Origin of the sequence: Legionella sp. D16C41 (genome assembly GCF_048541585.1) — a bacterium.
Classification (GTDB): Bacteria; Pseudomonadota; Gammaproteobacteria; order Legionellales; family Legionellaceae; genus Legionella_C.
In genome coordinates, this window is record NZ_CP183303.1 from 457,032 (window position 1) to 470,949 (window position 13,918).

Sequence of the window (13,918 nt, forward strand, 5' to 3'; positions counted from 1 at the left end):
GCGGGAATCTATTTTTATGCGGGCTTGGTGTGTGTATTAAGATAGATTTCCGCCTGCGCGGAAATGAGAGACTTTTTAAGTTAGCAGCGTTCTGTGAACGCTTATGGAAATAAAAGGAAGTGCTAAAATCATGGACGATTTAAGACAAATAGAATGGTATAAAGATGCCGTTATTTATCAAATTCATGTACGAGGTTTTTATGATAGTAATGATGATGGTATTGGCGATTTTAAAGGATTAATTCAAAAATTAGATTATATTGAATTTTTAGGCGTTAATACTATTTGGCTGTTGCCATTTTATCCGTCCCCATTAAAAGATGAAGGTTATGATATAGCCGATTACATGAGTATTAATCCTATTTACGGCAACCTTAAAGATTTCAAACGATTTTTAAAAGAAGCACATGCAAGAAACATTCGTGTTATTACGGAATTAGTTATTAATCATACCTCTAGCCAACATGAGTGGTTTCTTAAATCACGTTCGGCTAAACCAGGTTCTTATTGGCGTAATTTTTATGTCTGGAGTGAGACTGCAGAGGAGTTCGCTGATGCACGAATTATTTTTAGAGATTTTGAGCCTTCTAACTGGACTTGGGATCACAGTGCTAATGCTTATTATTGGCATCGCTTTTATGCTCATCAGCCTGATTTAAATTATGATAACCCAAATGTACAGAAAGAGATTTTCAGAATCGTTGATTTTTGGTTAGGAATGGGTGTTGATGGCTTACGATTAGATGCTATTCCTTATTTATTTCAGCGCGAAGGGACAAATTGTGAAAACCTACCTGAAACTCATCATTTTTTAAAAAAATTAAATAAGCATATTACTTCTAAATTTGATAATCGCTTCTTATTAGCAGAAGCTAACCAATGGCCAGAAGATGCAGTTAATTATTTTGGTAAAGGCGATGAATGCCAAATGGCTTTTCATTTTCCTCTTATGCCAAGAATGTATATGGCTGTACAAATGGAAGATAGGTTTCCAATCATTGATATTATTGAGCAAACGCCACCCATCCCTGAAAATTGTCAGTGGGCCATTTTTCTCCGTAATCATGATGAGCTAACCTTAGAAATGGTTACTGATGAAGAGCGTGATTATATGTATCGTATGTATGGTCAAGATCAGCAAATGCGTATTAATCTTGGTATTCGCCGACGGCTTGCGCCATTAATGGGGGGTGATAGAAGGAAAATTGAGCTATTAAATGCTTTACTCTTTTCCATGCCTGGAACACCTGTTATGTATTATGGTGATGAAATTGGTATGGGTGATAATATCTATTTAGGTGATCGTAATGGGGTACGAACACCAATGCAGTGGTCTAACGATAATAATGCTGGTTTCTCAGGGGCTACACCACAAAAATTATATTTACCCGTTATTATTGACCCTGAATACAATTATCAAGCTACTAATGTTAAGTTGCAGCAACAAAACTCCCAATCATTGTTATGGTGGATGAAGCGGCTTATTGAGGTGCGCAGTGCCTATACCGCATTTAGCCGAGGTACTATTGAATTTTTATACCCTGAAAATAATAAGATAATTGCTTTTTATAGAATACACGAAGAAGAAGTTATTTTAGTTTTAATCAATTTATCTCGTTTTACGCAAAATTTTAAATTAGATTTAGCAAAATATGTAAACCATTCGCCCACTGAGGCTTTTGGTAGAACTGCTTTCCCAACCATTACTGAAAACCCTTACTTCTTTGTTCTTGGTCCTTATAGTTTCTTATGGTTAGAAATTAATAAACCAGATGCTCAACATAACAGAACTGTTACTCATACCAATGAGCATTTGACAATAAAAGATAAATGGAGTGATTTACTTGCTTCAAGTGAAAAGAAAAAATTAGAAAAAATACTTGCTCATTACATAGTTGATTGTCGTTGGTTTAGATCTAAAAATCATACCATTGCAAAAGTTATGATTGCTGATCATATTTTAATTAAAAATTCAGCAGTACCTGTTTATCTTTTATTAATTAATGTGGAGTTTAATGATAAAGAGGCTGAACAATATTTTATGTTTGTTACAGCTGAAACTGATGAAGATAAGCTTTATGATTCTGATCAACCAGCTAAAATCATTTGCTCTTTGGTTAATAAAACTAAGAAAGTATCTTATTTAATTGACGCTATGTATACGTCGGAAGTTTGGAAAGATATTTTTCACATTTTTAGTGCTAACAAAACATTAGCTGGTGCTAATGGTAAATTAGAAGTTAATGTTAATAGCCTTTATAAAAAAGTTATTGGGAACCAGACTGACGTTGTAGAAATTAAAGCATTGGCAGTAGAACAATCAAATACATCAATTTTATATGATAAAACAGCATTGTTAAAAATTTATCGGCGCTGCGAATTTGAAGAAAATCCAGAGGTAGAGATTAGCCAATTTCTAACAGATAAAAAAGATGTTAAATCCCCAAGAATTGCGTGTACTTTAAAATATCATCATAAAAATAAAACGATGACGGTAGGCATTGTGCAAGAATATATTGCTAATGCTGGTAATGCTTGGGAGCATACGCTTGACTCAATTGCTACTGTAATTGAACAAATGGATCTTTCAACTCCTGCTAAACTAACAACTTCGCGTATCTATCCTTGGCAAAAACTTATACCTTCCTTACCCAAAGAGATTACTGAATCACTAGGTTTATATGCTCATTCGGTTATTATTCTAGCAGAACGTACAGCACAAATGCACCTTGCTCTAGCTGCTGATCCTAATAATAAACACTTTGCTGCTGAGAACTTTACTTTATTTGATCAGCGCAGTTTATATCAGTCTTTACGTAATTCATTTATTAAAACGTCTAGTTTATTTAAAGCAAACACAGTTAAATTAGAATGCGAGTTACAGGAAAAAATTAGCAGGCATTTAGCTGATAAAGATTTATTATTAGATAATGTAAAACCGATATTGCATCATAAAATAGGTGGCAAAAAAATTCGCTGTCATGGCGATTACCATTTGGGACAAATTTTATATACAGGCAATGACTTTGTAATTATTGATTATGAAGGCGAGCCAGGACGGCCTTTATCAGAGCGGAAAATAAAACGTCCACCATTAAGAGACGTAGCCGGTATTCTACGTTCCTTCCATTATGCGTTATATACTGTATTAGAGAATAAAACTGTATTTACTACAGGACATCACTTCGATGCCGAAGAATGGTATTGTTGGATATGCCATTTATTTATTAATACTTACCTAGAATATCCGGAAATTAAAACGCTAATGCCTAAAGAGGCTGCCTGTTTTTCTTTATTGCTTAAAGCATTTATGTTTGAAAAGGTTTTACATGAAATTGAATATGAAATAAATAATCGCCCTAATTGGCTACATGTACCCTGTAAGGGTTTAATTCAGCTTCTGGAGTAGACACTACATATGGATAAATCAAACAAGGATAGTTTGAAGCTATTATGGGAACTTGCTAAAGATGCAGGTATTTTACTTTCTTATGAAAATGCTTGGAAGAAAAAGATTAAGGCAACTCCGGAAGTTATTCTTTGTCTTTTAAACCGCTTAGGTATCCCTATTAAAAAAATTGAGCAAGCGCCTCTCTTTCTAGAGCAGGTTGTTCAACAGAAAATAGATGAAAAAATTGCCAAAAATATTGTTATCTGGGATGGTAAAGCTAAAAATATACCTATCCTTCTAGCTGAAGATGAACTAAAAAAATCGCTAACTTATAAGATCAGTTTAGAAGATGGTAACGTTTTCGAAGAGACAGTTGAGCTTAGTAAAATTAAAGCCAAGCGTAAACAATTACATGGTATCAAGTATATAGAAAAACTAATTTCACTACCTGAACTACCTATTGGCTATCATCAATTAAAAATAAATTTCCAGGCAAAAACTTATTCAAGTCTATTAATTGTTGCCCCTACTAAATTCTATACCAGGAATATAGATAAAGAACCTTGTTATGGTATGTTTGCACCCATTTATGCTCTTCATGATAAACATACCAAGCAATGTGGTGATTTAGCGACATTCGCTCATTTTTCTCATTGGCTGGCTGAACAAGGTGCTAAAGTGGTAGCAACAATGCCTTTTTTTGCCGGATTTTCTGAAAGCCATTGTGAGCCTAGTCCTTATTCACCCGTTAGTCGCTTATTCTGGAACGACTTGTATTTAGATTTAAATTATTTAGGTGATTTAGAAGAAGAGGAAGCGGAGTATAACGACACAGCGGAGCAAGATGAGCAATCGCGCTTGGTTGATTACTCTACTGCAGCACGCGTAAAACGTCAGCGTTTTGAAAAGTATATTGACACTATTTTAAATGATGAAGAATTACACCAAGAGCTGCAAACTTATTGTGAAAAACAACCTTTAGTGAAGCAATACTCGCTTTTTAGGGCTAAAAATGAAGTAGATAATCAAACTTGGCATGCTTGGACTGCAAAAGAAAGAAGAGAAGGGGATCTTGCTTTAAATAATAATTTAGAAAAATACTATTACTATCACCTTTTAGCCCAGTGGCAATTTGCTAAGCAATTAAAAGCATTTAAAACGGAGCTTAATCAACGTGGTCAACTACTTTATTTGGATTTACCTGTTGGTGTCCATAAAGATGGTTTTGATACGTGGTATTTTCAGGATAGTTTTTTAGAAGGTATTAGTATTGGTGCACCGCCTGATCCTGTTTTTAAAAATGGCCAAAATTGGGGCTCACCACCATTAAGTCCAACGACTTTAAAGAAGACGCATTTTCAATATTTTATTTTAATGTTGCGCAATATTTTTCAATACGTAGATATTTTACGTATTGATCATGTCATGGGCTTTAATCGTCTATTTTGGATCCCTGACAATTTTCCTATTTCAGAAGGCGTCTATGTTCAATATCCTGCTGAAGAAATGTATGCCATCTTATCTATTGAATCTCATCGTCATAAGGCGTCAATCATTGGTGAGAATTTAGGCTGCGTTCCGCCTATCACGGATGAAATGATGCAACAGCATGCGATGATTCAAATGAATATTACGCAATATTTATTAGAATCAAAAATGTCACTTGAGCCCACAAGTGAATTAATGCTTACTAGTTTAAATACCCACGATATGCCAACTTTCTTTGCCTTTTGCCAGGGGCTAGATATAGAAAAAGCGAAGTCAGAACAAGAGTTATCGCCAAAGGTATTCCGCAAAGCTATTCAAACACGCAAGAATCAAATTTTATTTTTAAGAGAGACTTTAGCTAAGCATAAGCTAGATGAAGATAATTTACTTGAATCTACACTTAAATTTTTAGCAGCGAGCAAAGCTAAAATTTTAATCTTAAACATTGAGGATTTATGGCAGGAAACAGCACCACAAAATACGCCTGCTAGTGGGCCAAATGAGCCAAATTGGCGAAGAAAATTTGCTTATTCAATCGAGCAAATTAAAACAATGTCTACTGTCAATTATCTTTTAAAACTAATTACAGATTTAAGGCCGAAAAAAGCTAAAATTGTTAAAGAAGCTAAAAAACTATCCTTAGTCAGTAAGGAAGATTTATATTTATTTAATGAAGGAACTCACTACCAGCTTTATGAGCATTTAGGCGCGCACTATATTAGTAAAAAAGGGAGCAAAGGTGTTTACTTTGCTGTTTGGGCGCCTAGTGCGCAATATGTTTCTGTGGTAGGAAGCTTTAACCATTGGAATCGAGGTGAAAATCCGATGACTTCAGTTGACGCTTCAGGTATTTGGGAAACCTTTGTTCCTCATGCCAAGCCAGGGGATTTATATAAATTCTATATTGAAGCTAGAAACCATTATTACAGCACTGAAAAAGCTGACCCCTTTGCCTTTTTACAAGAAATTCCACCAAAAAGCGCATCAGTGGTTTGGCATTCCAATTATCAATGGCAAGATGAAAAATGGATGACCAACCGTCATAAGCATCAACACTTAAATTCGCCCATTTCTATTTATGAGGTTCATTTAGGTTCATGGCGACGAGTACCTGAAGAAGGGTGCCGTTTTTTAACTTATCGTGAATTAGCACCTTTACTCACTGAATATGTTTTAAAAATGAATTTTACCCATGTAGAACTCTTACCAGTCATGGAGCATCCTTTTTACGGCTCTTGGGGTTATCAAACTTTAGGCTATTTCGCACCAACGTCGCGTTATGGTAATCCAGATGATTTTAAATATTTTATAGATTATCTCCATCAGCATGATATTGGAGTGATACTTGACTGGGTGCCTTCTCATTTTCCAAATGACGAGTATGGTTTAGCCTATTTTGATGGTACGCACTTATATGAACACAGTGATCCCAGAAAAGGTTTTCATCCCGATTGGAAAAGTGCCATTTTCAATTATGGCCGCCATGAAGTGAAATCATTTTTAATCAGTAGTGCTATATATTGGTTACAGGAATACCATATTGATGGTTTACGTGTTGACGCAGTCGCTTCGATGCTATACCTAAATTATTCCCGCCGTGAAGGGGAGTGGATTCCTAATATTCATGGTGGTAATGAAAACCTTGAAGCAATTGATTTTTTACAAACATTAAATAAAACGATTTATCATTATTTCCCGGATGTGCAAACATTTGCTGAAGAGTCAACGGCTTGGCCGGGTGTGTCAAGGCCTACTTACATAGGCGGTTTAGGTTTTGGATTTAAATGGGATATGGGGTGGATGCACGATACCTTGTCTTATCTACACCTTGACCCTATTCATCGCCGTTTTCATCAGCATCGTTTATCTTTTCGCATGATTTATGCATTTAATGAGAATTTTACGCTTTCCTTATCGCACGATGAGACTGTTCATGGAAAAGGCTCATTGTTTTCTAAAATGTCTGGCGATGAATGGCAGCGTTTTGCTAATTTACGTTTATTATTTGGCTATATGTTTGGGCTTCCTGGTAAGAAATTACTTTTTATGGGTAATGAGTTTGGTCAAAAGGGCGAATGGAATCATGAGCTAAGTATTGATTGGCATGTTTTAGAGTGGCCGCTTCATCAAGGATTACAAGAATGGGTCGCTAATTTAAACAAACTTTATCGGGAAGAAAGAGCTTTACACGATTTTGATCAAGAGCCGGCTGGTTTTGAATGGATAGATTGTGAAGATGCCCACAATAGTATTTATAGTTTTCTGCGCAAATCAGCCAATAATGAACTAATATTAATAGTGTTAAATTGTACTCCTGTTACTCGATTTTTTTATCGTATAGGTGTCCCTGAGCAAGGAACATGGAAGCTTATTGCCTCAAGTGATGCAACCCAATATGGCGGCGTAGGTAATCAAGATAAGGTTTTAACAACTGAGAAACATCCATTCCACCATAGGGATTATTCAATTAATTTAACACTACCAGGACTAAGTGCGAGCTTCTATAAATGGATAGAAAAATAACACGGACGTTAGGCGCAAATTTAAATCAAAACGGTTCTTGCACATTTCGTGTATGGGCACCTTTTGCAGATCAATTGCAAATTAAAATATTACCGAAAAATGGTGATATTTATTACCTTGATATGCATAAGGGAGAAGAAGATTATTTTGAACTTACAACCTCTAATATTAAAGAAGGTGATCGCTATTATTACTGTTTTGCTGATAAATGTTTGCCTGATTTAGCCTCTGATTATCAACCCGACGGAATTCTTGGCCCCTCTGAAATCATTAACAAAATTAGACCTAAACCTTGGCAGGCTACTTTATTAGCTGATTACATTATTTATGAACTACATGTAGGAACTTTTTCAGAAGAAGGTACCTTTACCAGTATTATTCCTCATTTACAGAATCTTAAAGAACTTGGTATTACAGCCATTGAGCTTATGCCAGTGGCCCAATTTCCAGGCGATAGAAATTGGGGATATGATGGCGTGCTTCCTTTTGCTGTGCAAAATACTTATGGTGGGCCACAGGGTTTAAAACAATTAGTGGAAGCATGCCATGAGTTAGAATTAGCTGTCATTTTAGATGTTGTTTATAATCACTTAGGACCAGAGGGTAATTTTTTTAATGAGTTTGGCCCTTATTTGACTGATAAATACAGTACACCTTGGGGTAAAACATTAAATTTTGATGGTGCGTACAGTCATTATGTGCGTAATTACTTTATTGAAAACGCGCTACATTGGTTCTCTGAATATGGTATTGATGCATTACGCTTAGATGCCTTACATGCTATCGTCGATACTTCTGCCTATCCTTTTTTAGAAGAACTAGCAGATAGAACAAGAGCATTATCTAATGCATTGGGCCAAAAATTTTATTTAATTGCTGAAAGTTGTGCCAATGATCCACGCCTTATTCGTCCCAAAAAAGAATATGGTTTTGGCCTAGATGCACAATGGAATGATGATTTTCATCATGCACTGCATACATTACTGACTAAAGAGAAAAATACCTATTATCAAGATTATGGTGATATAAGCCATTTTTTAAAAGCTTATCAAGAAGGGTATGTTTATTCTGGTGAGTACTCTGCTTTTCGCAAACAGCCTCACGGGGTTAGTTCGCAAGCAATTCCCGCCGATCGCTTTGTAGTCTTTATGCAAAATCATGACCATATTGGCAATCGTCCAACAGGTGATCGCTTAACACGAGTGCTTACGCCAGCCCAGTTACGCTTAGGTGCTGCACTTTTATTTTTCTCACCATACATACCCTTAATTTTTATGGGAGAAGAGTATGCTGAAGTCGCTCCCTTTCAATATTTTATCAGCCACACGGATGAACAACTTATTGAGGCTGTCCGTAAGGGGCGGCGACAAGAGTTTGCCTTTCACGAACATATAGAAGTGCCTGATCCATATGACCCTAATACTTATCAAATGAGTAAATTAAAGCATGCTCTTAAAAAGGAATCTAAACACCAATTAATGTGGCAATATTATCAACGGCTTATACAAATTCGGCGAAACCACCCAGCACTATTTGAATTAAATAAGAATAATTTATCTTTTAACTTATATGCTGATGAAAAACTATGGGTAATCAAACGGCATAATCGGCAAAATGAAATCCTGCTTATTGCCAATTTTTCTAATGAAATTTTAAATTATGACCGATACGTTGATATACGGGAGCTGAGATTGTTATTAGATTCCTACGATTATGAACCTATAGCGCTTAATGAAGGCAACCAACCTGCCCATTCGCAAGCCGAGCTTAAGCCCTTTGGCATTTTACTTTTTGAAAGGATGACAGAAAGTGACTAATAAATATCTCTGTATACATGGCCATTTTTATCAGCCACCGCGAGAAAATCCATGGTTAGAGACAGTAGAAAATCAAGACTCAGCAGCGCCCTATCATGACTGGAATGAGCGTATCACAGATGAATGTTATGCGCCTAATGCAGCATCTAGAATTTTAAATGCCGATGGAAAAATTACGGCAATTTCTAATAATTATGAAAAAATTAGTTTTAATTTTGGCCCAACGTTACTTTCTTGGATTAGTGAGAAAAATCCCTTATTACTTGAGTTATTACGTGAAGCAGATGCTAAAAGTCAGGAGCGATTAAATGGGCATGGTAATGCTTTAGCGCAAGCCTATAATCACATTATTATGCCGCTAGCTAATTCACGCGATAAGTATACTCAGCTTTATTGGGGTATTAAAGATTTTGAGCATTATTTTGGCCGCAGCCCCGAGGGACTATGGTTGCCAGAAACAGCAGTTGATTTAGAAACGCTAGATATAATGAGTGAGCTAGGGATTAAGTTTACCATTCTTGCCCCCAATCAATTAAAGCAAATAAGACGTTTAAATAGTGATGAAGATTGGCATAATAATGACTTTACTATTGGTACGCCTTACCTACAACATTTACCTTCTGGCCGAACGATTACACTTTTCTTTTATGATGGTGGTGTGTCGAAAGCCGTTGCTTTTGAAAGATTATTAACTCATGGTGAAGATTTTGCTAATCGCCTTTTAGGTGCTTTTCCACCAGAGTGGACGTCCAATACTTTAATGCATATTGCCACGGATGGTGAAACCTATGGTCATCATCACCCGCATGGTGATATGGGACTTGCTTATGCTTTGCATTATATTGAGCATAATAGTGATGTTGAAATTGTTAACTATGGTTATTTTCTTGAGATTCAGCCCCCCGAATTTGAAGTAGAAATCTGGGAGAATTCTTCTTGGAGTTGTGCTCATGGAATAGAGCGCTGGAAAAGTAATTGTGGTTGTAATAATGGACAAGGTTGGCACCAAGAATGGCGAGCTCCTTTACGGCAAGCACTAGATTGGTTACGTGACGCCTTAATACCGGTATTTGAAGAAAAAGTAGGCAAATTAGTTAAGGATCCCTGGGCGGCAAGGAATGATTATATTGAGGTTATTCATGATCGTAGTAAGCAGGATTCCTTCTTAGCAAAGCATGCTAAAAAGAAATTAAAGCAACATGAGCAAGAAACAATCTTAAAGTGGATGGAGCTACAACGACATGCGATGTTAATGTACACCAGCTGTGGTTGGTTTTTTGATGAACTTTCTGGTATTGAGACTGTCCAAATTATAAAATATGCTGCTCGTGTTCTGCAATTATATAAAGAATTAACGGGTAAAAGTTATGAAGAACAATTTATTGAAAAACTAAGCCACGCACCCTCTAATTTTTCTCATTTTAAAAATGGAGCGCAACTATACAATATGTTTGTTAAGCCGCTCTGTATTGATCTATTTAATGTATCCGCTCACTTAGCAGCAACGCTACCATTTACAACTTATGAAGATAAAGTAGAAATGTTTTGTTATGAGTGTGAGTTAATTAATGTAGATAAAGCTATTGAAGGAAAAACGCAGTTAATAAGTGGTGAATTAATAGTTACTTCTAAAATAACGTCAGAATCGCTAAGAGTTTGGTATTGGCTGTTTTATCAAGGTGATCAAAACTTAATCTGTGCAATTAAGCATCCACACAAATCGTTAGAAAAAGTGGGCGAAATTTTATATCAGACGTTTCGGACAGGGGACGTCTTTCAAGTTGTTAAACTCTTTGATAATTATTTTGGTGAAAATACGATTTCTCTACGAGATTTATTCTATGATACAAAACTTCGAATTACGCAAGAAATCTTATCTTCATCACTAGCTGACTTAGAATTAAATTATCGCCGCTTCTTTGATGATAATGCGCCTATGATTAATTTTATTTCTGATTTAAATATTGAATTACCGAGAACAATGAAAAGTGCACTTAATTCATTAATTAATACAGACATTGTGCATCTTTTTTCAAGTCCCGAACCTGATATTGCAGAGTTACAATCCATCTTTGATAAAGCTCAACGCTTAAGAGTGCGCTTAGATAAAGAAACTATTGAGTTTCATGCTAATCATATGGTACATGACAATGCGTTAATGATTGAACAACATATTGAGGATAAAGCGTTTTTAGAATATCTCATTAAACTAATCGAGTTTGTTAAAACTAGTCCTGTTAATGTTAACTTATGGCATATGCAGAATGAAGTTTATAAGTTATTACTTGATAATGAACAAAATCAACATAATTCGTTATTAGTAGAATTAGCTAACCAACTTGATCTGGAGATTGAATATGCATATTCCTCTAGCCACGTATAGGGTTCAGCTTAATAAGGAACTACCTTTTGCAAAAATAGAGCCTTTGCTAGCGTTTTTTAAAAAGTTAGGTATTTCCGACATTTATACCTCACCTATTTTACAAGCACAGCCAGGTAGTAGTCATGGTTATGACGCAACTGATTATGAAAAAGTTAATCCTGATTTAGGTGGTTATGAAGGATTTAAGCATTTTTGTGGAGAGCTACAAAAAGAGGGTTTAGGTCTTTGTGTTGATATTGTACCTAATCATATGGCTTCCACCGAGCATAATCGCTATTGGCAAGATGTAGTTAATAAAGGAAAGCAATCAGAGTTCGCCTTTTTATTTGATATTAACTGGTCAGGTTCCACAGCAGATAAATTAGTCTATCGTCGTTTTTTTGATATAAATGAATTAGTTTGTTTACGAGTTGAAGACCCCGATGTTTTTAATAAAACTCATCACTTGCTTTTTTCATTAATTAAAGAAAAATTAATTCAAGGGCTTCGTATTGATCATATTGATGGGTTACGAAAGCCTGAAAATTACCTGGCCTGTTTAAAAGAACATACAGGCGCTGATTTTTATATCATTGTTGAGAAAATATTAGGATTTGATGAAACGCTACCGCAAACCTGGGAAATTTGTGGTACAACAGGCTATGATTTTTTAAATCGTTTAAATCAAGTATTAATTGATCCGGCCGGTTTAGAAAAAATTGTAGCGTATTACCAATCGATAACTCATTCGCAAAAGACAGTGGAGCAGATTCGGCAAGAGAGTATTATTTTAGTAATTGAAAAGTTATTCAGTACAGAGTTTCAAAATTTAGTCAGTCATTTAAAAAAATTAATAAATGAGCAGGATAATGAAATAGGAATAATTTTATTACAAATTTGTGCTTATATGCCTATTTATAGAATCTATGGTAATCAAGATTATTATCCTCTCAATGAAAAAGAATTAATTAATAATATTGCGGAAAAAGTAAACACTAAACGCCCTGATTTATTAAGAAAAATTAAACAAGTTTTATTATTAGAATTTGATGCCAGTCTTAGTGACCAACAAAAGGGACTTTGGGCGAGGTGGTTAAGTAATTGGCAAGTTTTAACCGGCCCTCTCATGGCCAAGGGATTTGAAGATACGACTTGTTATCGTTATAACGCTTTTTTATCGCTCAATGAAGTAGGAAGTTCACCTGAATATTATGAACGGGCAGGGCAGCTTGCTGATTTTCATTCCTATAACAAGCTTAAACAAGAAAAATGGCCTTATAGTTTAAATGCTACTTCAACTCATGATACCAAGCGTAGTGAAGATGTACGAGCAAGACTAAATATTTTAAGTGAAATTAGTGAAGAATGGACAGCACTATTAAAACAATGGATTGAACATAATGAGTCAAAGAAAACGACTGTTAATCGAATGTTAGCGCCTGATATTAACGATGAAGTAATGCTTTATCAAACATTAATAGGTGTTTGGCCTCTTAATATGACTCAAGCTAATATCAATCAAAGTTTTAAAGATCGTATTTATAACTATTTAACCAAAGCATTAAGAGAGAGAAAAAGCCATACTACTTGGTTTGCACCTAATGCGAGTTATGAGAAAGCTGTAGTTAATTTTTTTGAATCTTTACTTAAGGATGATTGGTTTTTAAATAATTTTATAACTTTCCAAAAAAGAGTAGCCTTTTTTGGTGTTTACAATTCTTTAACTCAAGTTGTTTTAAAAATAACGGCACCGGGTATCCCTGATTTTTATCAAGGTTCAGAAGAGTTTATTTTTAATTTAGTCGATCCAGATAATCGACATCCGGTGGATTATAGTCATATTACTTCTTTAACCAGTGATGAGCCTTTAGCTGACTTATTAAAAAGATGGGAAGATGGTCGGATTAAATTAAATACGACACGTAAGCTTTTAGAAATCAGGCAGCGCTTTAACAATGTCTTTATGCACGGCAACTATATTCCTTTAGAAGTACAAGGTAATTTGGCAAAACATGTGGTTGCTTTTGCCAGAGAATTTGATAATACCTCTATCATCGTTGTTAGCTTCCGCTGGGTAAGCAAGTTAATTCAGCCTTTTACGACTTGGTCTAATACTGCATTTAATGAAGATGATAAAATCATTTTACCCAAAATGTATAAACGTCAATTTCATTCTCTTTTAACGGGCGATGAAATTGCTAATCAGGATGATTCTATTTGTCTAAGCGACGTTTTTGCCAAGTTACCTTTTAATATTCTTTAAGGTTTATCTGTTTTAAATAATGATTATAACCTGAGTGAAACAAAGTGACGTCCAGGTTACGGTCCTACGGACAA

General features: G+C 35.3%; 5 protein-coding genes. All 5 read left to right on the forward strand.

The genetic code is table 11. From position 1 onward, the window contains the following. The first annotated feature begins 130 nt into the window (after window positions 1-130). The 5 genes from treS to treY are packed head-to-tail and all read left to right on the forward strand — an operon-like array spanning window position 131 to window position 13,844. Window positions 131-3,409, forward strand: a complete 3,279-nt coding sequence (gene treS, locus ACNVED_RS02105; RefSeq protein WP_419420108.1) for a maltose alpha-D-glucosyltransferase — start codon at window positions 131-133, stop codon at window positions 3,407-3,409. Window positions 3,410-3,418: 9 nt separating this feature from the next. Next, complete coding sequence (gene glgB / locus ACNVED_RS02110; RefSeq protein ID WP_419420109.1) at window positions 3,419-7,402, forward strand: 1,4-alpha-glucan branching protein GlgB; 3,984 nt, start codon at window positions 3,419-3,421, stop codon at window positions 7,400-7,402. Next, window positions 7,387-9,219, forward strand: a complete 1,833-nt coding sequence (treZ, locus tag ACNVED_RS02115) for a malto-oligosyltrehalose trehalohydrolase (RefSeq protein WP_419420110.1) — start codon at window positions 7,387-7,389, stop codon at window positions 9,217-9,219. Before glgB ends, treZ begins: the two co-directional genes overlap by 16 nt. Then, window positions 9,212-11,602, forward strand: a complete 2,391-nt coding sequence (locus ACNVED_RS02120; protein WP_419420111.1) for a DUF3536 domain-containing protein — start codon at window positions 9,212-9,214, stop codon at window positions 11,600-11,602. Before treZ ends, ACNVED_RS02120 begins: the two co-directional genes overlap by 8 nt. After that, window positions 11,577-13,844: a malto-oligosyltrehalose synthase gene (gene treY / locus ACNVED_RS02125; protein WP_419420112.1), complete on the forward strand. Its 2,268-nt coding sequence runs from the start codon at window positions 11,577-11,579 to the stop codon at window positions 13,842-13,844. The genes ACNVED_RS02120 and treY overlap by 26 nt, the downstream gene beginning before the upstream one ends. Window positions 13,845-13,918 lie beyond the last annotated feature (74 nt).

Bases quoted from the DNA above. Each gene is read 5' to 3' on its own strand.
- treS (WP_419420108.1), top strand. From the start codon at position 131: ATGGACGATTTAAGACAAATAGAATGGTATAAAGATGCCGTTATTTAT.
- glgB (WP_419420109.1), top strand. From the start codon at position 3,419: ATGGATAAATCAAACAAGGATAGTTTGAAGCTATTATGGGAACTTGCT.
- treZ (WP_419420110.1), top strand. From the start codon at position 7,387: ATGGATAGAAAAATAACACGGACGTTAGGCGCAAATTTAAATCAAAAC.
- treY (WP_419420112.1), top strand. From the start codon at position 11,577: ATGCATATTCCTCTAGCCACGTATAGGGTTCAGCTTAATAAGGAACTA.